The 21107-nt window shown below is 43.5% G+C and carries 21 protein-coding genes, 1 riboswitch and 2 other annotated features; of the genes, 5 read left to right on the top strand and 16 right to left on the bottom strand.

Translation table 11 applies throughout. From position 1 onward, the window contains the following. Positions 1–57 precede the first annotated feature (57 nt). Entirely contained in the window at positions 58–513 is a 456-nt protein-coding gene (locus tag M1F74_RS02935; protein ID WP_000973462.1) for a GNAT family N-acetyltransferase, read from the bottom strand. 69 nt (positions 514–582) lie between these two features. Here M1F74_RS02935 and M1F74_RS02930 point away from each other — a divergent pair, with 69 nt between their 5' ends. Continuing rightward, positions 583–1242: a prepilin peptidase gene (locus tag M1F74_RS02930; protein WP_247946244.1), complete on the top strand. Its 660-nt coding sequence runs from the start codon at positions 583–585 to the stop codon at positions 1240–1242. On the opposite strand, the gene trpA is transcribed toward M1F74_RS02930, so the two are convergent. The 14 genes from trpA to M1F74_RS02860 form a co-directional block, all read right to left on the bottom strand. Next, the gene (gene trpA / locus M1F74_RS02925; RefSeq protein WP_247946243.1) at positions 1214–1990 is read right to left on the bottom strand and encodes a tryptophan synthase subunit alpha; all 777 of its coding nucleotides are present in this window, start codon (positions 1988–1990) and stop codon (positions 1214–1216) included. The genes M1F74_RS02930 and trpA overlap by 29 nt on opposite strands. Continuing rightward, entirely contained in the window at positions 1983–3206 is a 1224-nt protein-coding gene (gene trpB, locus M1F74_RS02920) for a tryptophan synthase subunit beta (protein WP_247946242.1), read from the bottom strand. The genes trpA and trpB (M1F74_RS02920) overlap by 8 nt, the downstream gene beginning before the upstream one ends. Continuing rightward, positions 3184–3783, bottom strand: a complete 600-nt coding sequence (locus M1F74_RS02915; RefSeq protein WP_162278920.1) for a phosphoribosylanthranilate isomerase — start codon at positions 3781–3783, stop codon at positions 3184–3186. Before M1F74_RS02915 ends, trpB (M1F74_RS02920) begins: the two co-directional genes overlap by 23 nt. Continuing rightward, positions 3770–4537 carry an indole-3-glycerol phosphate synthase TrpC gene (gene trpC, locus M1F74_RS02910; RefSeq protein ID WP_084938956.1) on the bottom strand — a complete coding sequence of 256 codons (768 nt, stop codon included), beginning with the start codon at positions 4535–4537 and terminating at the stop codon, positions 3770–3772. The genes M1F74_RS02915 and trpC overlap by 14 nt, the downstream gene beginning before the upstream one ends. Next, a complete protein-coding gene (gene trpD / locus M1F74_RS02905; protein WP_247946241.1) occupies positions 4534–5538 on the bottom strand; it encodes an anthranilate phosphoribosyltransferase in 1005 nt (334 codons plus the stop codon). Before trpD ends, trpC begins: the two co-directional genes overlap by 4 nt. 10 nt (positions 5539–5548) lie before the next feature. Next, complete coding sequence (locus M1F74_RS02900; RefSeq protein WP_000601900.1) at positions 5549–6115, bottom strand: aminodeoxychorismate/anthranilate synthase component II; 567 nt, start codon at positions 6113–6115, stop codon at positions 5549–5551. Continuing rightward, entirely contained in the window at positions 6112–7473 is a 1362-nt protein-coding gene (gene trpE, locus M1F74_RS02895; protein WP_045616749.1) for an anthranilate synthase component I, read from the bottom strand. The genes M1F74_RS02900 and trpE overlap by 4 nt, the downstream gene beginning before the upstream one ends. A 377-nt stretch (positions 7474–7850) precedes the next feature. Beyond that, positions 7851–8076: a binding site (T-box leader), on the bottom strand. Beyond that, positions 8073–9251, bottom strand: coding sequence for a tryptophan synthase subunit beta (gene trpB / locus M1F74_RS02890; protein ID WP_045616748.1), 1179 nt, complete (start codon positions 9249–9251; stop codon positions 8073–8075). It overlaps the preceding feature by 4 nt. 161 nt (positions 9252–9412) lie before the next feature. Then, positions 9413–9638 (bottom strand) — a binding site (T-box leader). Between the two features lie 42 nt (positions 9639–9680). Next, entirely contained in the window at positions 9681–10907 is a 1227-nt protein-coding gene (locus tag M1F74_RS02885) for a DegT/DnrJ/EryC1/StrS family aminotransferase (protein ID WP_001134529.1), read from the bottom strand. A gap of 42 nt (positions 10908–10949) precedes the next feature. Then, entirely contained in the window at positions 10950–11642 is a 693-nt protein-coding gene (locus M1F74_RS02880; RefSeq protein ID WP_000922231.1) for a sugar transferase, read from the bottom strand. 183 nt (positions 11643–11825) lie between these two features. Continuing rightward, a complete protein-coding gene (locus M1F74_RS02875; RefSeq protein WP_247946240.1) occupies positions 11826–13568 on the bottom strand; it encodes an ABC transporter ATP-binding protein in 1743 nt (580 codons plus the stop codon). Continuing rightward, positions 13558–15303: an ABC transporter ATP-binding protein gene (locus tag M1F74_RS02870; RefSeq protein ID WP_247946239.1), complete on the bottom strand. Its 1746-nt coding sequence runs from the start codon at positions 15301–15303 to the stop codon at positions 13558–13560. The genes M1F74_RS02875 and M1F74_RS02870 overlap by 11 nt, the downstream gene beginning before the upstream one ends. A 198-nt stretch (positions 15304–15501) precedes the next feature. Continuing rightward, positions 15502–16137, bottom strand: a complete 636-nt coding sequence (locus tag M1F74_RS02865) for a DUF421 domain-containing protein (protein ID WP_033606255.1) — start codon at positions 16135–16137, stop codon at positions 15502–15504. Then, the gene (locus M1F74_RS02860) at positions 16134–16589 is read right to left on the bottom strand and encodes a DUF3290 family protein (protein ID WP_000675329.1); all 456 of its coding nucleotides are present in this window, start codon (positions 16587–16589) and stop codon (positions 16134–16136) included. The genes M1F74_RS02865 and M1F74_RS02860 overlap by 4 nt, the downstream gene beginning before the upstream one ends. A 133-nt stretch (positions 16590–16722) precedes the next feature. On the opposite strand from M1F74_RS02860, the gene M1F74_RS02855 reads away from it, so the two are divergent. From M1F74_RS02855 to M1F74_RS02840, 4 genes are all read left to right on the top strand, one after another. After that, positions 16723–17550 carry an exodeoxyribonuclease III gene (locus M1F74_RS02855; RefSeq protein ID WP_247946238.1) on the top strand — a complete coding sequence of 276 codons (828 nt, stop codon included), beginning with the start codon at positions 16723–16725 and terminating at the stop codon, positions 17548–17550. An 11-nt stretch (positions 17551–17561) separates the two neighbouring features. Beyond that, the gene (locus M1F74_RS02850; protein ID WP_247946237.1) at positions 17562–17948 is read left to right on the top strand and encodes a bleomycin resistance protein; all 387 of its coding nucleotides are present in this window, start codon (positions 17562–17564) and stop codon (positions 17946–17948) included. 132 nt (positions 17949–18080) lie between these two features. Continuing rightward, a riboswitch (purine riboswitch) is annotated at positions 18081–18176 on the top strand. A gap of 120 nt (positions 18177–18296) precedes the next feature. Next, the gene (locus M1F74_RS02845) at positions 18297–18878 is read left to right on the top strand and encodes a xanthine phosphoribosyltransferase (RefSeq protein WP_000770431.1); all 582 of its coding nucleotides are present in this window, start codon (positions 18297–18299) and stop codon (positions 18876–18878) included. Then, positions 18878–20140 (top strand): nucleobase:cation symporter-2 family protein, encoded by a 1263-nt coding sequence (locus M1F74_RS02840; RefSeq protein WP_247946236.1) that lies wholly within the window; start codon positions 18878–18880, stop codon positions 20138–20140. Before M1F74_RS02845 ends, M1F74_RS02840 begins: the two co-directional genes overlap by 1 nt. Before the next feature lie 45 nt (positions 20141–20185). Here the strand turns inward: M1F74_RS02840 and M1F74_RS02835 are convergent, their stop codons facing one another. Then, a complete protein-coding gene (locus M1F74_RS02835; protein WP_247946235.1) occupies positions 20186–21094 on the bottom strand; it encodes a type II restriction endonuclease in 909 nt (302 codons plus the stop codon). Between the last annotated feature and the right edge of the window lie 13 nt (positions 21095–21107).

Here is a 21107-nt window from a genome sequence, read left to right as displayed (position 1 = left end):
AAAATAGTATAGCCTTCTTCACAGCGAAAAAGGAGTTTTTACTACAAAGTTAATCTGCTATCTGCCCTTTTTCATGATGTATTTTCGTATGGGTACTTCAACCATTTGAACGAGTTCAAATCCTGCTTTTTGGTAAAGATTGTAAGCTGTTTGATTTGCCTCGAAGACATTTAGAGAAATAGTATCTATGTCTTCATTTTCAAAGGCTAAACTGACAAATTTCCTTAAAGCCTGGCTACCTAAGCCCTGCCCCTGTTTCTGGGGGTTGATAAAAAATCTCCCGATATGAAGATTCCTGTCTTCTAGCCTGATTTTCTGGATAAGCCCCACAAACTCTTGTCCATCAAAGATTGAAAAGATTCCTTCCAAATCTTGCAAGGCTTGAAGGGTCAGTGGAAAAGGAACCTTTGGTCCCATCCATTGTTCTTGGAAGGATTTGCCAAGGGAGTTGGACCATTGGCATACGAATTGAGCGTTTTCTGTGCTCATATTTTCTTCAAAACGAATCATCATCTTGACCTCACCATCTTATCAATGTTTCTTTATTATACTACTTCTCTTATTTTTTACGAATAGATAAGTATGATTGATCTTTATTATTTTCTTGTCGGGAGCATTCTCGCTTCTTTCTTGGGTTTGGTTATTGACCGTTTCCCTGAGCAATCCATTATTCGACCAGCTAGCCACTGCAATTCCTGTCAGACTCGCTTGCGTCCCTTAGATTTGATTCCGATCCTCTCTCAGCTCTTCAATCGCTTTCGCTGTCGCTACTGCAAGGCACACTATCCTTTCTGGTATGCCCTCTTTGAATTGGGCTTGGGTGTCCTCTTTCTGGCTTGGTCATGGGGCTGGCTTTCCTTTGGTCAAGTCATCCTAATCACTGCTGGCTTGACCTTAGGCATCTACGACCTTCTCCATCAGGAATATCCCTTACTAGTCTGGCTGACGTTCCACCTAATCCTCATGTCTTTCTGTGGTTGGAATCCGATTATGGTCTTCTTCCTTGCCCTCGGAATCATGGCTCATTTTATCGATATCCGAATAGGCGCAGGAGATTTCCTCTTTCTAGCTTCTTGTTCTCTCATCTTTAGCGCGACAGAATTACTCATCTTGATCCAGTTTGCTTCTGCGGCAGGGATTTTAGCCTTTCTTTCGCAAAAGAAAAAGGAAAGACTTCCTTTTGTGCCTTTCCTCTTACTTGCTGCTTGTTTGGTTATTTTTGGTAAGCTACTGCTTGTTTGATAAATTCCTGAATCGGCTCTCCTTGATGGAGGGCTTTTACAATTTTCGAACCGACGATAACGCCATCTGACACCGCATTGAAACGTTCTACATCAGCCTGACTAGATACACCAAAACCTGTCAAGACTGGGATGTCAGCTACTTGATGCAATTGTGTCAAGTGCTTGTCCAAGTCTGCACGGTAATTTCCTGACTTCCCTGTCACCCCATTGATGGCAACAGCATAGACAAAGCCTTCAGCTCCCTTGATCAACTCTTTCTGACGCTCAATTCCTGTTGTCAAGCTAACTAGGGGAATCAAGGCGATGTCCGTGTCTGCCAAAAAGGGCTCTACAAAGTTGGCATGCTCATGAGGCAAGTCTGGGATAATCAAGCCCTTAACTGCTGTATCTGCCAGATCTTTGACAAATTTCTCCACACCGTACTGAAAGAGGGGATTGAAGTAGGTCATGATGACCAGTGGAACCTCAGTCTGAATGGTTTTCAAGGTTTCAACCAAAGCTTGGGTAGAAGTCCCATGAGCTAAACTGCGCAAGCCTGCTTCTTCAATCACAGGTCCATCTGCAACAGGGTCTGAAAAGGGAATACCCACTTCAATAGCTGAAATACCCAAATCTTCTAAAAAGTGGATTGTTTCACCGAGACCATCCAAACCTTTCTCATGGTCCCCAGCCATGATATAAGGAACGAAAATTCCTTTTCCTGCTGCTTTGATAGCCTTCAATTTTTCTGTTAGTGTCTTAGGCATGGGCTTCTCCCTTCTTTGCTGCATCTGCTTCTAAGCGGTCTTTGACTTGAATTACATCCTTGTCCCCACGACCGGATAGGCAGACAATCATCGACTTGTCTGGACCGAGTTCTTTGGCCAATTTCACTGCAAAGGCAATGGCGTGGCTTGATTCCAAGGCTGGTATAATTCCTTCCACACGAGACAAGAGTTGGAAACCTTCCAAAGCTTCCTCGTCAGTCACAGGAACATAGCTGGCACGTTTGATATCATGGTAGTGAGAATGTTCCGGACCGATACCAGGATAGTCCAAACCTGCTGAGATAGAGAAGGCTTCAAGAATTTGACCATGAGCATCTTGGAGCACATCCATGAGAGAACCATGGAGAACACCTGGACGTCCCTTGGTCAAGGTCGCTGCGTGGTACTCTGTATCCACACCAAGTCCAGCTGCTTCAGCCCCATACATAGCTACAGACTCATCTTCTACAAATGGATGAAAGAGTCCGATAGCATTAGAACCACCACCAACACAAGCTACTAGGGCATCTGGTAAATCTTGGCCGGTCAAGTCACGGTACTGTTGTTTAGCCTCTCGCCCGATGACACTTTGGAAGTCACGAACAATTTCTGGGAAAGGATGAGGCCCCAAGGCAGAACCAAGGATATAGTGGGTATCATCGATATTTGTCACCCATGAACGAAGGGCTGCATTGACCGCATCCTTAAGCACGCGCGAACCATCTGTCACGGCCTCAACCTTAGCTCCCAAAAGCTCCATTCGGAACACATTAAGGGCTTGACGTTTAACATCCTCTTCACCCATATAGATGGTACATTCCATGTTAAAGAGGGCCGCAGCTGTTGCAGTTGCTACACCGTGCTGACCAGCACCTGTTTCTGCGATAATTTTCTTTTTACCCATGCGTTTAGCAAGCAAAACTTGTCCCAAGGCATTGTTAATCTTGTGGGCCCCTGTATGGTTAAGGTCTTCCCGTTTGAGGTAAATCTTGGCTCCGCCGATATGTTGGGTCAAGTTTTTTGCGTAGTAAAGAGGCGTTTCACGACCTACATACTGGCGCAAGAGTTGGTTTAATTCCTCTTGGAAACTGGGGTCTGCCTGACTTTCACGGTAGGCTTTTTCCAACTCCAAAACTGCTGTCATCAATGTTTCTGGGACGAAACGTCCGCCGAATTTTCCGTAAAATCCATCTTTATTTGGTTCTTGATATGCCATGCTTTACCCTCTCTATAAATCTTCTGATCTTTTCATGATCTTTTTGTCCATCTGTCTCCACTCCGCTTGATACATCTACTGCATAGGGAGTAAAGTGTTGAATTGCTTTTACTACATTATCTTCATTAAGCCCACCTGCGATAAAGAAGGGCTGAGCTAGTCCTGTCGTATCCAGTTGACCCCAGTCAAAGGTCTGGCCACTCCCAGCAACAGGGGCATCAAAGAGTAGATAATCTGCCTGAGAATTTGGCACATGACCATTTCCATCTACTTGCACAGCCTGAATACTGGCACAAGGCAAATTCTCAAGCAAACCATCCCCTACCTGACCATGAACTTGAACCAAGTCCAAGCCAACTTTGTCAATCGCTTTTAGCAGATCTGCTCGACTTGGTGAAACAAATACACCAACCTTTCTAACGTTGACAGGAATGAGCTTTGCCATCTCAACAGCCTCTTCCAAGGTCACCTGTCTTTTACTAGGTGCGAAGACAAAACCGATGTAATCCGCCCCTGCTGATACGGTTGTCTCTACCGCTTCTTTGGTCGATAGTCCACAAATCTTAACCTTTGTCAATCTGCAACTCCTTGATTCTTTGAGCCACATCCTCTGCCTGCATAAGAGCTGTCCCTACCAAAATTCCGTTAAAGTACGGTGCTACTCGTTCCGCATCCTGCCCTGTGAAAATAGCAGATTCAGATATGTAATAACAATCTTCCTTAAAGTGCTGGGCCAAGTCTACACTGGTCTGCAAGTCGACTTCAAAGGTGGTCAAGTTGCGATTATTAACCCCAATAATCTCAGCACCAAGTCTGTGGGCTACCTCTAGTTCAGCTAGATTGTGGGTCTCAACCAAGACTTCCAGACCAAGCTTTGTCGCGTAGTCATACAGTTCCTTGAAGCGTTCTTCTGACAAGGCAGCGACAATGAGCAAGATGACTGTCGCACCTGCATTGCGGGCGCGGATGATTTGCTTTTCGTCGATGATAAAGTCCTTGTTGAGCGTTGGAATGTTTACCTGACTGGAGATCTCACGCAAATAATCCAAATGCCCTTTAAAGAAAACTTCATCTGTCAAAACCGAAATCATCACTGCGCCGTTCGCTTCATAAGTCTGGGCCTGTTGCACAATATCCACATCGAGATTGATATCTCCCAGACTAGGGCTAGCTTTCTTGACCTCAGCGATTACCTGTAATCTGTCCTGGTGATTCTTTAAAAATTCTGCCAAACGATAGGTCTGGCGCAGGGGTTGGATTTGCTCCAGCTCCATCTGCTCGACCTCACGCGCCTTCTGCTCCAAGATTCGTGCTAAAAATTCCTGACTCATTTTTGGTACTCCTGTAACAGTCTGAGTTTTTCAAGGGCCTTGCCACTAGCAATCACTTGACGGGCCAAGGCAACTCCGTCCTTGATACTATCTACCTTACCATTAGCATAGAAACCAAGACCAGCATTTAAAACTGTAGTTTCCAAGAATGGACTTGGTTCATTTTTAAGAACGCTGAGCAAAATTTCTGCATTTTCCTGAGCATTGCCACCACGGATATCTTCGATAGCGTAGCGCTCCATCCCTAAATCCTCTGGAGTAAAGTTTGAAAAGGTGATTTCGCCATTTTCAAGAAGAGCAATCTTGGTTGTTCCGTTCAAGCCAGCTTCATCAAGACCTTCTGGTCCAGCAACCACAACGGCACGTTTGCGACCCATATTTTTCAAAACTTGAGCTGTACTTTCTAGCAGTTCTGGACGACTAATACCAAGCAACTGTGTTTCTAAGGCCATTGGGTGAATCAGTGGACCAGTCAAGTTCATGATTGTTGGAATTCCCAACTCCAAACGAGCTGGCATGATGTATTTCATATCTGGGTGCATATTTTTAGCAAAGAGAAAGACGATTCCAGTTTTATCAAAAATCTTACCTAGTTCAGCTGATTTGAGATCAAGATTGATGCCCAATGCTTGAAGGACATCTGCCGAACCTGATTTAGAAGAAATCGAACGGTTACCGTGCTTAGCCATATGAATGCCGCCACCAGCCAAGACAAAGGCTGCAGTTGTGGAAATGTTAAAGCTGAAAGACTTGTCCCCACCTGTACCGCAGTTATCCATAGCATCATGTATCTCAGTTGGAATATGTTGGGCATGCCCTCTCATGACTTGGGCAATGGCTGTGCGTTCTTCCGGTGTTTCCCCCTTCATCTTAAGAGCCAAGAGGAGAGAAGCAATCTGCGCTTCAGTTACACGCCCAGTTACGATACGCTCGATGACATCTGTCATTTCCACACCTGATAAATTTTCAAATTTTGCTAGTTTTTCAATAATCTCTTTCATCCTAGTTTCCTCACTTTACAACCTTCTCGATAAAATTCCGAATAGAAGACAAGCCATCTGGCGTTCCGATACTTTCTGGATGGTACTGGAAGCCATAAATCGGCAGGCTTTTGTGTTGAATTCCCATAATAGCCTGGTCATCAGTCGAACGAGCTGTCACTTCAAAGCCTTCTGGCATTTCTTCAATCAAAATGCTGTGATAGCGCATGACTGGACGACCATCCTCAATGCCTTGATAGAGAACAGATGGCGCTTCAAAGCTAATATGGCTCTGTTTCCCATGCATGACTTTTGGAGCTAAACCTAGCTTCCCACCAAAGACTTCTGCGATAGCTTGGTGACCCAAACAGATCCCTAGAATTGGCTTCTTACCTGCAAAGTCACGAATCATATCTTCCATCTTTCCAGCATCAACTGGCCAACCAGGACCAGGAGAAAAGACCAGACCATCTGCTTTTTCAGCTTCTTCATACAGCTTGGGATCATCATTTCTCAAGACCTGCACTTCTGCAAAATTCCCGATGTATTGCGCCAAGTTATAGGTAAAAGAATCATAGTTGTCAATCAATAAAATCATGGTCTTAGTTCTCCAATTCTAGTCATTGATTTTGCCTTGTTAATGGTTTCTTGGTATTCGTTTTTTGCGATAGAGTCGTAGACAATCCCTGCCCCAGCCTGCACATAAGCTGTTTGATTTTTGAGAATCATAGTTCGGATGGCAATGGCGAAGTCCATATCACCCGTCGCAGACAAGTAGCCGATTGCTCCTGCATATACGCCTCGTTTTTCCGTTTCTAGTTCATAGATGCGTCTCATGGCCCGAATCTTTGGTGCTCCTGAAACTGTTCCAGCTGGAAGTGTAGATTTCAAAGCATCCATGGCTGTTAATTCTGGAAGCAAACGCCCTTTCACCACGCTGGTCAAATGCATGACATAGCGGAAAAGCTCCACTTCCATATACTTGGTAACTTGGACACTGGCTGTTTCAGAGATGCGACCAATATCGTTACGCCCCAAGTCTACCAACATCCGATGTTCTGCTGTTTCCTTCTCATCAGAAAGCAGGTCTGTCGCCAAGGCCTTGTCCTCTTCATCCGTAGCCCCTCTTGGTCGCGTACCTGCAATCGGATTAGTTGTCACGATGCCATTTTTAACTGAAACCAAACTTTCTGGACTGGCACCGATGATTTGATAATCCCCAAAATCATAGAAATAGAGATAATTAGATGGATTGGTCACGCGAAGATTTCTGTAAAAGTCAAATGGATTACCAGTAACCTCTGCTGAGAAGCGCTGACTGAGTACGCATTGGAACATGTCTCCATTGCGAATCAAGTCACGAGCTGTTTCCACCATTTGCTCAAACTTCTGAGAAGCGATGTGGGGCTTGAAGTCCAGCGGTGATAAATCCAAATCTTCAAATTCATTTGAAGCAGGGATGCGTAATTCCTCAAGCACTTGGTTCAAGGCTTTTTCCAAATCCTCTTGACTGCGATCGCTATATAGAGCATCCTCAATGACATGGATTTTTTCCTTCTTATGGTCAAAGACCATATAACTCTCATAGACAAAGAAATGCATGTCTGGCGTCCCAATGGTATCCTCAGGGATTTGGCAAATTTCTTCATAAAGAGAAATCATATCGTAACCGACAAAGCCAATAGCTCCCCCACCAAAAGGGAGGTCTGAATGGTGCTGGCTCTTATGAGTCACATCATAAAGGAAATCCAAAGGATCCCGATCAATCACTTGCCCATTTTGATAGAGGACTCCATTTTCAAACTGAATCTCAAAAACAGGATTATAGGCTAGGATAGAAAAACGAGCGGTTTCCTTGTCTCTCGGAATACTTTCTAAGATCACCTTGTGTTGCCCCTTTAGGCGCATATAAGCCAAGATTGGTGATAAGACATCTCCATGAATGATTCGTTCCATTGTAATTTCCCTTTCAGTTTCTTATTTTTAATTTTTTGTCTTTTTTCTATTTCCCTTAAATAGTGCGGACGGGAGGTAAAATTATCCAGTGGATGATTTTAGAAAACCATAAAATGAAAGACCTAATTTTCGAGCTCCTCGCTCATTCATTTCTAGGCTCAAGCTAAAATAGTTCCCCGAACTATTTTACTCTCAAAAATTCCGTTCTAGAGAAGCATCTTTACTTCTCTAGAATACCACTATGGCGGGAAATAGCGTTTCAATGCTCACTTCGTTTGCAAATATTTTATAGAAATCTATCTATTGATGAAGCATAATTTAAAACTGATGACCATATCTACGATAAATATATAAAAATCCCCACGCAAAATAACTTGCGTGAGGACGAAATTCGCGGTGCCACCTCAATTATAGGATTTCTCCTATCTCTCATTCCTGTCTCAGAACTTTCCTGTAACAGGCTGTGCGATAAAGGGCACTCCCTTGAGAATTATGTTTTCTTCTCTCGTTTCAGATGGACCCAACCTTACAGCTTTCTCTGCTTGTTTCCAGCAACCACAAGCTCTCTGGGAAAGAAAGTACTGTAATTTTTCCATCTCTTATTTCTTAGCTTCTAGGTAGTCTGCAATGGCAGCTACGTCCTTGTCTCCACGACCAGAGACATTGATGATGATAATGTCATCTTTACTTAGTTTCGGTGCACGTTTAACCGCTTCTGCGATAGCATGCGAACTTTCAATCGCTGGGATAATCCCTTCTGTCTTACTAAGAAGGAGCAAGGCTTGAACAGCTTCTTCGTCTGTCGCTGCCACATATTCCACGCGACCTGAATCTTTAAAGTAGGCGTGTTCTGGGCCAACCCCTGGATAGTCCAAACCAGCTGAGATAGAGTAAACTGGCGCCAGCTCTCCGTCTTCCTTAAAGACTGCATAGGTCTTCATACCATCGACAATTCCGACACTACCCTTTGTCATAGTGGCTGCATGCTTGTCTGTGTCAAGTCCGTGACCGGCAGCTTCGACCCCAACCAATTTGACTTCTTCATCAGCCACATACTGTGAAAAAGCACCGATAGCATTGGAACCACCACCTACACAGGCAATGACGTAGTCTGGTAAACGGCCTTCTTTTTCCAAGATTTGACGACGAGATTCTTCACTGATGACCTTTTGAAACTCATGGACAATAGTAGGATAAGGGTGAGGTCCCACAGCCGATCCCAAAACATAGAAGGCTTCAAGGTCATTCATCCATGCTCCAAAGGCTGCATCGACCGCATCCTTGAGAGTTCGTGTCCCCGTTTCAACCGCGTGAACAGTTGCTCCCATCATCTCCATGCGGAAAACATTGAGACGTTGACGCTCCACATCTTCTGCCCCCATGTAGACATCACAAGCCATACCAAACTTAGCTGCAGCTGCTGCTGTCGCAACACCGTGCTGACCAGCTCCTGTTTCCGCAATCACTCGTTTTTTGCCCATACGTTTGGCAAGAAGAATTTGTCCTAAAACGTTGTTAAGTTTGTGAGAACCAAGGTGGTTAAGATCTTCGCGCTTGAGATAAATCTTAGCGCCACCTAAGTGATCTGTCAAACTTTCCGCAAAATAAAGCGGTGTTTCACGACCTGAATAATCCTTCAAGTAATGGCGAAATTCTGCCAAAAACTCTGGATCATCCTTGTATTTGTCAAATGTCATTTCCAACTCATCCAACAAAGCCTGAATCGGCTCCGGTACAAAACTACCACCAAATTGTCCAAAATAACCTTTAGTTGTCATAAATTTTTCCTCTTTCCATATTAATTCGGCTTTTTGTTTGCTTTTAGTAGTAGGCAAGGAGCTGCAGATAGAACTCAAGTTCATCAAAGCGACTTAACGCCCTAATAAAAGATAAACAAAATGACCGAAAGAAAAAAGCCCACACACAGAATCTACTTCCATGTGAGGGCGTTGGTAACGCGGTGCCACCTCAATTATAAAGGGACTATTCCCCTTTACATCTCTGCCTTGTCTAACAACAAGTTGCACTGTAAGGTGTGCGCACCGAATTTTCATTGTTTCAAATTCATTTTTAAAATCAGCCCACTTTCACTACTTCCAACCACCTGTTCACAATCACCACAGGCTCCCTGAAGATCAAAAATAGTTACTTTTCTGATTTGTTGAGAATATTATATGCTATTGTCCGCTTTTTGTCAAGATTTTTTATTATTTTTTTCCAGAACCGAGGATTTCTTCAGAAATTCTCACCAAAGTCTGAACGATGTAATCAACTTCTTCATCGCTTAATTTTGTATGAAGAGGAAGCGTAATTTCATTTTCAAAGAAGGCATAGGCTCTTGGATAATCTGCCATATCGAAACCAAGATTCTTATAGGCTGTCAGGAGAGGAAGCGGTTTATAGTGTACATTACTTGCAATTCCTGCTTTGGCCAATTCTTGGATGATGTGGTTGCGTTCTTCTAAACTTGCTCCTTCTACATGGGTGATGTAGAGGTGGCGTGAAGATTCGACACTATCAGTCTTGTGTGCCAATGGACGGATGCGAGAACCTGCAAAACCACGATCATAGCGGTCCACGATGTCCTTACGACGTTCTAGCAAAGCTGGGTAACGGTCCAATTGTACCAAACCAATCGAAGCCATGATATCGGTCATATTGCACTTGTAGGCTGGTGTGACGATATCGTACTCCCATGAACCCAATTGCATCTTGGCAAGAGCATCCTTTGTTTGACCGTGAAGGGAAAGGATTTGGAACTCCTTGTACATCTCTTCGTCATCAATCGCTGGATTGGCTTTCCAAGTCGCACTTCCTCCCTCAGCCGTTGTAAAGTTCTTAACGGCGTGGAATGAGAAGGAAGTAAAGTCAGCGATAGATCCAGCTGGTTGTCCTTTATAAGTAGATCCCAAAGCATGGGCACTATCTGAGACAATTACGATACGGTTAAAGGCTTTTTGCCACTTGCTAGCAGCTGTAAAGAGGTCCCGTTTCTTCTCCACCACTTGGAGCAAACGATCATAGTCGCAAACAATCCCTGCAAGCTCAACCGGAATAATCACCTTAGTCTTTTCAGTGATGGCTTGCTCAAGCAAGTCATAGTCCATCTCAAACGTATCTGCTTGAATATCCACCATGACAGGTGTCGCTCCTACGTGTGTGATAACACTACATGAAGCTGTATAAGTCATAGCTGGAACGATGACTTCATCCCCAGGTCCCACTTCCAAAACACGCAAAATCAACTCAAGAGCGGCTGTCGCAGAGTTGAGGCAGACAGTCTTAGGTGTCTGTGTGTATTGAGACAAGCGGCGCTCCAGTTCTTTTGTCTTCGGACCTGTTGTGATCCAACCAGAACGAAGGGTATCCGCTACTTCAGCAATTTCAGCTTCGGTAATATCGGGAGGTGAAAATGGAATATTGTAATTTGGCATTGATTTGCTCCTTTTATCTGTACTCATTTTCTCATGACTACTTTATTTTAGTACTTCAAACACGGTTTGAAACATGATTTTGATGTCTCCAAGGAAACTAAACTCTCGGAGATAGGCGAGATTATAGCGCATCTTTTCAGGAAGGACATGTTCGACATAGGCCTGGTCAACCGACAGACCTTTCTCTGTCATCTGACTGATGATGGTGTCCTCATCCTTGTAGTTGATACTGGCTGGAGAGGTGATTCCTGCTGGCAAGAGCAAGGTCGCCATCATTTCAGGACTATACTGCTCTGTGTAACGTGGCACTTCAGGACGGGTCCCTACAAAGGACATTTCGCCTTTAAGGACATTGACCAGCTGAGGTAGTTCGTCCAAACGCACACGGCGGATGAAATTTCCAACCTTGGTAATGCGACTATCGTTAGCAGAAGTCACCAGACTTCCTTTTTTATCCGCATCCGTTACCATAGTACGGAACTTCCAAATCTTGAACCGACGATTATACTGGGTCACGCGCTCTTGCTTGTAAATGACAGGTCCCTTGCTATCCAACTTGATCCAAATGCTCAAGACAAGAAAGACGGGAGAGGTCAAAAGTAGCAAAAACAGGGCCAGAACCCAGTCCAGGCAACGCTTGAAAACCAGCGAACCTTTCCTTTTAGAGACAAGCTGGTAGTAAGACTTAACCTCGCTTGATTGCATTTCCACGGGTAGGTCTTCCCATTTCAGCATGCTGTTTCTCCTTTGTTTTTATTATACTATTTGTCAACATTTTTCATTATACCACAAAATGGAAAAGGCGGTGCAAGAAATCTGTGATTTGAAGAATTTCCTTCTGGTGCTCAATGAAAATCAAAGTACAGCTTTGAGGTTGCAGATAAAGCTGACATGGTTTGAAGAGATTTTCAAAGAGTATTAGGACATGGCCCCAGCCTGCAAGCTATACATTTTGTGATAGGTTCCTCCCAAGGCCAAGAGTTCCTCATGGGTTCCACTCTCGATGATACGCCCCTTGTCCAAGACGTAGATGCAGTTGGCGTCTTGGATGGTCGAAAGGCGATGAGCAATAGCAATGGTCGTCCGACCCTGTCTCATCTTAGCTAGGGAATCTTGAACCAAACTTTCTGTTTCAGAGTCAATATTGGCTGTCGCTTCATCCAAAATCAGGATTTTAGGCTGACTGGCGACAGTTCTAGCAAAGGCAAGAAGCTGGCGTTGGCCAGTAGAAAAGCTCGAACCACGCTCAGAAACAGGTGCATCATAACCCTGCGGAAGGTCCTGAATAAAGGAATCTGCATCGACAAAGGCAGCTGCAGCCTGGACCTGATCATCACTAAGATCTTGGTACATGGCGATATTGGACTTGATAGTCCCGTGATAGAGGAAGGGATCCTGTAAGACCAAACCGATGTTTTTTCTCAGCTCTTCCTGACTGTAGTTCCTGATATCCACATCATCCAAGAGAACGTGGCCTGACTGAAATTCATAAAAACGCATGAGGACATTGATAATCGAAGATTTCCCCGAACCTGTATGACCTACAAAGGCAATGGTTTCGCCCTTGTTAACTGAAAAGGAAATATCATCCAGAATCGGATGTTTGCCATCATATGAGAAACACACATGTTCAAAACGGATATTGCCTTCTTGGACTTTGGCTGGTCCATCTTCTTGAAGAGGCTCATAGGTCGTTTCGTCAATCAAGGCAAAGACACGGCCTGCAGACACCATGGACGTTTGAAGGGTTGAAAAGTTTTGCGTCACCTCAATCAAGGGATCAAAAAGGCGGTTGATATACTGGATGAAGGCATACATGGTTCCGGCCGTTATCCCGATAGAAAGACCACGGTAACCAAAGTAAGCCATCAAAACGGCATATCCTAGCAGTTTCAGCAAACTCATGGCAGGGCGCAAGAAGAGGGCATCCAAGGCTACAGAACGGTTGGCATAGGCCAAGTGTTCTTGGTTGATTTCATCAAATTCTGCCTGCAGGCGCTTCTCTTGATTAAAGTCCTGGATAATCCTGATTCCCTCGATATTCTCTGCCAACTTACTATTGATATCCGACAAGAGACTTCTGGTTTTTTCGATGATTTTCACTGATTTTTTCCGATAGAGATTGACCAAAAGGAAAATCAAGGGAAGAAAGAGCAAGACTAAAGCTGTCAAACGAAAATCCAGCACCAACATGGTATAGAGAGTTGTCAGAAAGATGAAAACTGCTGAAATAAAGCTGGATAAAATCCCTGAAAACATATCACTGATGGTCTCGGTATCATTGGTCAAACGAGAAACGATGGAGCCTGCTGGCGTCTTGTCAAAATAAGACATGCCCAGTTTCTCCATATTGGCAAAGGCATCGCGACGAATATCTCTAACAATACTGTAGGATACCCGCGCAAAGAGAAGATTCCCGACATACTGAACTAGAGTTTGTAGGAGATAAAGGCCATAGTAGGCCAGCAAAACGGTCACGGCCAGTTGATTAAGATTACTGAGGTACTGGTCGATAAAGTGGGAAGCTACAAGGGGAATGACACTTTTAATGACCGTCGTCGCAAGGAGAAAACTGAGTGCCAAAAAGGTGAGGAGACCATAGGGCTTGAGATAGGACATCAAGCGCTTCAATACAGTCCATTGTTCTTGTTTATTCTGCATCTTCTTCTCCTTTCATTTCCAACTGCTGAGACTGGTAGGTTTGGGCATACCAGCCATCTAGAGCTAGCAGGTCTTCGTGCGTACCTCGTTCGATAATCTGTCCATTTTGCAGAACTAAAATCAAATCTGCATGGACAACTGCACTGAGACGATGTGCTGTGATAATGGTTGTCTTATCCCTCCGCGTCTCCTTGAGATTGTCAATAATCGCATACTCCGTCTTAGCATCCACGGCGGACAGGGAATCATCTAAAATTAAGATATCAGGGTCTAGAATCATAGCTCGACTCATGGCTAGGCGCTGCTTTTGCCCACCTGAAAGACTGACTCCTTTTTCACCAATCAACGTATCAAATCCCTGAGGCATATCTACAATATCTTGGTAAACTTGGGCTAACTTAGTCGCTTCCTCGACTTCTGATAAAGGCAGGTCAGGATTTCCAAAGCGGATATTGTCTAAAATCGAAGTCGCAAAGAGGAACTGGTCCTGAGGAACATAGCCCATGAGACTACGAAGGTCTGTCAGACGATAGTCCCGAATATCGTGACCGTTTAGGTAAATAGCTCCCTTATCCACATCGTATTCTCGCAAGAGAAGCTTGATCAAGGATGTTTTCCCAGAGCCTGTCTGTCCGACCAAGCCAAGAGTTTCCCCTTTTTCCAAACTAAAGTGAATATCCGTCAGTGTTTCCTCATTTTCAAAGGCAAAACTATCAATATCGTACTCCAAGCGTCCATTTTCAATACCGTCCAGAGGACATTCAGGATCTTTTACAGGTGATTCCTGAGATAAAAGTTCCTCAATCCGTTGGTAAGAAACCTTGCCTCGCTGAGTGATATTAAAGAGGAAGCCAATGGCCATAAGAGGCCAGACCAACATATCCAAGTAGCTGATAAAGGTAACCAGATTCCCAACCGTGATTTGCCCTTTCTGAACCATCAAAGAGCCGACCAAGAGGGTTAAAACATAGGACGAACCAACAAACAAGAGAACCATGGGGTCAAAGAGACTATCGTATTTCATGGTTTGGAGGTTCTTTTGGAAGGTCAATTCATTGACTTCCTGAAAGGACTTCAACTCGTCCGCCTGATAACCGAATGACTTGGTCACCTTGATACCTGATACAGACTCCTGCACCTTGTTATTAAGTTCGGAAAAGGCTGCCTGTGACTCGCCAAAGGCCTTGTGGGTCTTTCTCCCTAGACGACTAGTCGCATAAGCCATGAAAGGCAAGGGAAGAATGGCAACCAAGGTCATCTGCCATGAAATGCTAAGAAGCATGGTCAGCAAAGTCACCAGTGCCGTGATAGAAGCATCCACCGCAGACATAACACCTCCACCTGCTAAACGGGTTAAGGCGTTGATATCATTGGTGGCATGTGCCATCAAGTCCCCCGTTCGATAGGTCTGATAAAAGGCTGGCGACATTTTTGTGAAATGCTCAAACAAGCGAGATCGCATAATCTGCCCCAAACGATAGGAAGTTCCAAGAATATACATGCGCCAAACATAGCGCAGATAGTACATCCCAAAGGCTGCAAGCAGTAGATAAAATAGATTAAGAAGGAGGGCCTGCTGGGTTAATTGTCCCCCAGTGATGGCGTCAATCACCCGTCCCATAACCATGGGAGGAATGAGATTGAGGACGGAAACCAAGATCAAGGCCACAATCCCGACTAAATAACGGCGCTTTTCCAACTTGAAAAACCACCAGAGTTTTTGAATAATGGACATAAAATCCCTTTCTGATTGCAAATGGAAACCTGAGGCCAAGACTCAATGAAAATCAAAGATCAAACTAGCCGCAGGCTGCTCATAGCACTGCTTTGAGGTTGTAGATAGAACTGACGAAGTCAGTAACCTACATACGGCAAGGCGACGTTGACGCAGTTTGAATTTGATTTTTGAAGAGTACAAGACCTCAGGTTTTTCTTATTCATATGTTACGACTGAGACGACACCCTTGTCGTACTCAGCGATAAAGATATTGGCCACATTGTCATGCCCTTGTTTGCTGAGATTATCAAGCAACCACTCTTCGCTACGGTCAATATATTCCAAAACATCGACTTGGATCACACCGTCAGTCACAACTGGATACTTAGGATTTTCATCTCCCATTTGGACCACGATGAGTTGGCCATTTTGCTCATGCACAGCTCGTTTGACCTGTTTCATCTGGAAAATTCCTTGGCTACGAAGTTTGAGAGCAACTTCTGCTGCAGACAAACCAACTGAACGACAGGCTTCTGGGTCAATCTGCCCATTTTTGATAAGGAGAGTTGGTTTTCCATCAATCAAGCGTTTGACAAAACGAACATTGTTATTGAGCCACTTGAGGGTCAAGACCAAAATCGTCCACATCATCAAAATCACTGCGTACTGCAGAATGCTGATTGAACTATTGTAAATCACCCCACCGATGATACCACCAAGAACATAGTTCTGAATTTGGTCTGTAGCAGAGTTAGGTGCTAGATTCCCCTTTCCTGTCACATTAATAACAAAAACAAGAGAGAAAAGACCCAAGGCCAGTTTGATTAAAATTTCCATATAATTGAGTGTCATTTGTTTACCTCCACCAATTCAATAGCGTCTGTTTGATGCAATTCTAATTTCTCTAAAAGATACTTGTCTGGTTGGCTCCCGTTCATGGCACGATAGAAATTTGAACCTACCTTGATAAGTGCTCCATCAGTGGCTGCAGAAGTATTGACATAAACTTCTGATTTATCCACTCCCAAGTCTTTGGAAACAACCTCTATGAAATGAAGGGAAGTTTGAAATTGGTTGTTAGAGGCTTGATTGGTCTGGTATTTTGAGATTGTTACCAAAAGCATGGCTACCAAGGTCAAGGCCAAAATCATGACCAATTCCCGAAACTTAGTCCCCTTTTTATCTCGATAGGCTTTAAAAGCAAAAAATCCTGTGATAGCTAGGAGCACAATCCCAAAGCCAATCATGATGCCATTTTGCTGACTGATTTGGCTGAGTACATAGTCGTAAGAATAGAATTTCATGTATTTTCACTCCCTTTCATAAAATCATTCTTAATTATAAACGAAAGAGGGTGATTTTTCAAACCATACGTTGGGGAAATGCGCCTTTTTTTGGTATAATATAGTCTGTAATCTGAATGAAAAAGGTAACATTATGAAACTCATCTCATGGAATATCGATTCCCTCAATGCAGCCCTAACGAGCGACTCAGCTCGTGCAAAATTGTCCCAAGAAGTCCTACAAACCTTGGTAGCCGAAAATGCTGATATTATCGCTATTCAGGAAACCAAGCTTTCTGCAAAAGGGCCTACAAAAAAACACCTAGAAGTACTTGAAGAACTCTTTCCAGGCTATGAAAACACTTGGCGTTCCTCTCAAGAACCTGCTCGCAAAGGCTACGCTGGAACCATGTTCCTTTATAAGAAAGAACTCACACCAACGATTAGCTTCCCAGAAATCGGTGCTCCTTCTACCATGGATTCGGAAGGCCGCATCATCACCTTGGAATTTGAAACATTTTTCGTGACCCAAGTTTACACACCAAACGCTGGCGATGGTCTCAAACGCTTGGAAGAACGCCAAGTCTGGGATGTCAAATATGCTGAGTATTTGGCTCAACTAGACAAAAAAAAACCAGTCCTTGCGACTGGAGACTACAACGTAGCCCACAAGGAAATCGACCTTGCAAATCCTGCCAGCAATCGTCGTTCGCCTGGATTTACCAACGAGGAACGTGCTGGATTTACCAACCTCTTGGCAACTGGATTTACTGACACCTTCCGCCACATTCATGGCGATGTCCCAGAACGTTACACTTGGTGGGCACAACGCAGCAAGACTTCTAAAATCAACAATACAGGCTGGAGAATCGACTACTGGCTCACCAGCAATCGCGTCGCTGACAAGGTGACCAAGTCTGACATGATTGACTCAGGCGCACGTCAAGATCATACGCCGATTGTATTGGAAATTGAACTTTAAGGATTTTCACTATGAACTACAATGCAGTTATTCCCGAGTTTGTTGTAAGTGATTTAGAACAGTCCCGTTCCTTCTACTGCGACTTACTCGGTTTTAGAATCGAATACGAGCGTCCAGAGGAGAAATTTCTCTTCCTATCGCTTGAAGACTGCCAACTTATGCTAGAAGAAGGCAGCACAGAAGAATTAGCCCAACTGACCTATCCTTTCGGGCGCGGTGTCAATATTTCCTTTGGCATTGAAGATGTCCCTCAGCTCCACCAAAAACTGCTGGAAGCTGACTATCCTATCCATCGTCCGCTGACCAAAAGAGAATTTCGAGTGGGAGATAGCTTTATTCACCCTCATGAATTTGCGATTTTAGATCCTGATGGCTATTTTTTAAGATTTAGCGAATAGAAGAATAAAAGGCTACAATACTTTCTAGCGTTGCAGCCTTTTATTCGTTCGCTTTTATGATCTATTTGCTAACAAAATATTTGATTTCTAAAGCTATTTAGTGTAAAATAATAACATTAACGCTATTGCGTTTGATAATAGTATCATTTTACTTGTTTATGTCGTGAATTGGCACGACGTTTCTACAAGGTGCCGGAACACCTAACAATGAGTATGTCAGCTGAAGGTATGGTTTTGACCATGCCTATTTTGGGGACTTACTTAGGGGATTAAGTAGGTTCTTTTTCTATTTCTTGCTAGAAACTCTAAACAAGTAAATGAAGCATCTTTTAGACTTTAGGAGGTCTTATGAAATTATTAGAAGAGCGCATCCTTCAGGATGGGCATATCTTGGGTGACAACATCCTTAAGGTGGATTCCTTTTTAACCCACCAAGTTGATTTTAGCTTGATGCGAGAGATCGGTAAGGTATTTGCGGAAAAATTTTCTTCTGCTGGCATTACCAAGGTCGTGACTATTGAAGCGTCAGGTATTGCCCCAGCCGTTTTTACAGCTGAAGCCCTAAACATTCCCATGATTTTCGCCAAAAAAGCTAAAAACATCACCATGAACGAAGGCATCTTAACTGCTGAGGTTTACTCCTTTACCAAGCAGGTGACGAGCACGGTTTCCATCGCTGGAAAATTCCTCTCACCAGAAGACAAGGTCTTGATTATTGACGATTTCCTTGCTAATGGCCAAGCTGCCAAAGGTTTGATCCAAATCATCGAACAAGCTGGAGCAAAAGTTGAAGCGATTGGTATCGTGATTGAAAAATCTTTCCAGGATGGTCGTAATTTGCTTGAAAAAGCAGGATACCCCGTCCTATCGCTCGCTCGTTTGGAACGTTTTGAAAACGGTCAGGTCGTATTTAAGGAGGCAGATCTCTAATGCAACAACAAGAAAAACACTCGCAAGCAGCCGTTCTTGGCTTGCAGCACTTGCTCGCAATGTACTCAGGATCTATCCTAGTTCCTATTATGATTGCGACAGCTCTGGGCTATTCAGCTGAGCAATTGACCTACCTGATTTCTACCGATATCTTCATGTGTGGGGTGGCGACCTTCCTCCAACTCCAACTCAACAAATACTTTGGGATTGGACTACCAGTCGTTCTCGGAGTTGCCTTCCAATCCGTCGCTCCTTTGATTATGATTGGTCAAAGTCACGGTAGCGGTGCTATGTTTGGTGCCCTTATCGTTTCTGGGATTTATGTAGTTCTGATTTCAGGCATTTTCTCAAAAGTAGCCAATCTTTTCCCATCTATCGTAACAGGATCTGTCATTACCACGATTGGATTGACCCTGATTCCTGTAGCTATTGGAAATATGGGAAATAATGTTCCAGAGCCAACTGGTCAAAGTCTCTTGCTTGCAGCCATCACTGTTCTAATCATCCTCTTGATCAACATCTTTACCAAAGGATTTATCAAGTCTATCTCCATTTTGATTGGTCTGGTTGTTGGAACCGCCATTGCTGCTACCATGGGCTTGGTTGATTTCTCCCCTGTTGCAGCAGCACCACTTGTCCATGTCCCAACTCCCCTCTACTTTGGGGTGCCAACCTTTGAAATCTCATCTATCGTCATGATGTGTATCATCGCAACGGTTTCTATGGTTGAGTCCACTGGTGTTTACTTGGCCTTGTCTGATATTACCAATGATCCAATCGACAGCACGCGCCTTCGCAACGGTTACCGTGCAGAAGGTCTGGCCGTACTTCTCGGAGGAATCTTTAACACCTTCCCTTACACAGGATTTTCACAAAACGTTGGGTTGGTTAAATTATCAGGTATCAAGACCCGTCTGCCAATCTACTACGCAGCTGGTTTCCTAGTCCTCCTTGGACTCCTTCCTAAGTTTGGTGCCCTAGCTCAAATTATTCCGAGTCCTGTCCTCGGTGGTGCCATGCTGGTGATGTTTGGTTTTGTTTCCCTTCAAGGGATGCAAATCCTCGCCCGCGTTGATTTTGCTAACAATGAACACAACTTCCTTATCGCAGCAGTTTCCATCGCTGCAGGTGTCGGACTCAACAATAGTAATCTCTTCGTCAGCATGCCGACAGCTTTCCAAATGTTCTTCTCAAACGGAATCGTCGTAGCCAGCCTACTTGCCATTGTCCTAAATGCAGTATTAAATCGGAAAAAGAAATAAGAAAAAGAGGTGTGAGCCTCTTTTTTGTATATAGCTAATGAACAATCATTGTAAAAATAAATCAGCTAAAAATCCTTCTCTTAACATTTCTAAATTAAATACATTCGTAATATGGCTAAATGCTTCTGCTAGTGGTAAGTGGGCTGTTTTCCATCCTTTACCATCAGTAACCCAAACAAATTCAACATCGTCATCTGAGGTAATAACAAATTGACTAAGTTCAGTAAATTCTCCAGCCACCGCTTTTAATTTACTTCCTCCTCCGCCATAGTAATTCGTTTCAATCAGCCAAACCTTATGTTTTTCTCGGGAATAAACTGCAACATCAAATCTTCTCTCAGACTTATCAACAGGTACTTTAATCCCCCACTTATCCTTAATAAATTGGGCTGTAGCTTGAGATTTCCATTCCAGTTTTTGTTCCTGAGAAATTTTTGCTACATGTCTCTCTAAAATCCCCTCCATGGTTGTTCCACTTCGGTTTTTTCGTGCATTGCTATCTAATCCAGTCTCTACTCCATAAACATAATCAACTAATGAACGATTAGCATGTTGTTGTAAAAAATTTAATAAACCAGATTGCTCAATAAATTTCATGTAATCATCTATTCTACTAGTGTCTATCGTTTTGAAATCCAATTGCTCAAAAGACATATTATCGTTTTCATCTATTGTTAAAACATCTAAAACTTTATCACGACTTGCAATCAAGCTAGGAATTGCTTTTAACAAATTAGGTTGTTTAGTGAATAGGTATAATGCGTCTGAATAGATATCATCTTTACCAATTAAGTAGTTTAAAGTATTCAACTCTAGTTCATACTTCTTTGTCTCACGATCAACTTTCTCCCAATTTACATAATATTCAGGAGTTCTGTTGGTAATTGAGAGAGTATTTAAAAAATTTTGTAATCTATCTTCTGATGATGAAGAAATGTAAGTATTAAAATCCATAATTCACCTTGTA

Source organism: Streptococcus oralis (assembly GCF_023109315.1).
In the GTDB taxonomy this organism is placed as follows: Bacteria; Bacillota; Bacilli; order Lactobacillales; family Streptococcaceae; genus Streptococcus; species Streptococcus oralis_BS.
Note: the sequence above shows the minus strand (reverse complement) of the source record. Positions and strands in the feature narration are given on the sequence as shown.

Coding starts and splice junctions, on each gene's coding strand:
- M1F74_RS02935 (WP_000973462.1), bottom strand. CDS start 513: ATGATGATTCGTTTTGAAGAAAATATGAGCACAGAAAACGCTCAATTC.
- M1F74_RS02930 (WP_247946244.1), top strand. CDS start 583: ATGATTGATCTTTATTATTTTCTTGTCGGGAGCATTCTCGCTTCTTTC.
- trpA (WP_247946243.1), bottom strand. CDS start 1,990: ATGCCTAAGACACTAACAGAAAAATTGAAGGCTATCAAAGCAGCAGGA.
- trpB (WP_247946242.1), bottom strand. CDS start 3,206: ATGGCATATCAAGAACCAAATAAAGATGGATTTTACGGAAAATTCGGC.
- trpC (WP_084938956.1), bottom strand. CDS start 4,537: ATGAGTCAGGAATTTTTAGCACGAATCTTGGAGCAGAAGGCGCGTGAG.
- trpD (WP_247946241.1), bottom strand. CDS start 5,538: ATGAAAGAGATTATTGAAAAACTAGCAAAATTTGAAAATTTATCAGGT.
- M1F74_RS02900 (WP_000601900.1), bottom strand. CDS start 6,115: ATGATTTTATTGATTGACAACTATGATTCTTTTACCTATAACTTGGCG.
- trpE (WP_045616749.1), bottom strand. CDS start 7,473: ATGGAACGAATCATTCATGGAGATGTCTTATCACCAATCTTGGCTTAT.
- trpB (WP_045616748.1), bottom strand. CDS start 9,251: ATGACAACTAAAGGTTATTTTGGACAATTTGGTGGTAGTTTTGTACCG.
- M1F74_RS02885 (WP_001134529.1), bottom strand. CDS start 10,907: ATGCCAAATTACAATATTCCATTTTCACCTCCCGATATTACCGAAGCT.
- M1F74_RS02880 (WP_000922231.1), bottom strand. CDS start 11,642: ATGCTGAAATGGGAAGACCTACCCGTGGAAATGCAATCAAGCGAGGTT.
- M1F74_RS02875 (WP_247946240.1), bottom strand. CDS start 13,568: ATGCAGAATAAACAAGAACAATGGACTGTATTGAAGCGCTTGATGTCC.
- M1F74_RS02870 (WP_247946239.1), bottom strand. CDS start 15,303: ATGTCCATTATTCAAAAACTCTGGTGGTTTTTCAAGTTGGAAAAGCGC.
- M1F74_RS02865 (WP_033606255.1), bottom strand. CDS start 16,137: ATGACACTCAATTATATGGAAATTTTAATCAAACTGGCCTTGGGTCTT.
- M1F74_RS02860 (WP_000675329.1), bottom strand. CDS start 16,589: ATGAAATTCTATTCTTACGACTATGTACTCAGCCAAATCAGTCAGCAA.
- M1F74_RS02855 (WP_247946238.1), top strand. CDS start 16,723: ATGAAACTCATCTCATGGAATATCGATTCCCTCAATGCAGCCCTAACG.
- M1F74_RS02850 (WP_247946237.1), top strand. CDS start 17,562: ATGAACTACAATGCAGTTATTCCCGAGTTTGTTGTAAGTGATTTAGAA.
- M1F74_RS02845 (WP_000770431.1), top strand. CDS start 18,297: ATGAAATTATTAGAAGAGCGCATCCTTCAGGATGGGCATATCTTGGGT.
- M1F74_RS02840 (WP_247946236.1), top strand. CDS start 18,878: ATGCAACAACAAGAAAAACACTCGCAAGCAGCCGTTCTTGGCTTGCAG.
- M1F74_RS02835 (WP_247946235.1), bottom strand. CDS start 21,094: ATGGATTTTAATACTTACATTTCTTCATCATCAGAAGATAGATTACAA.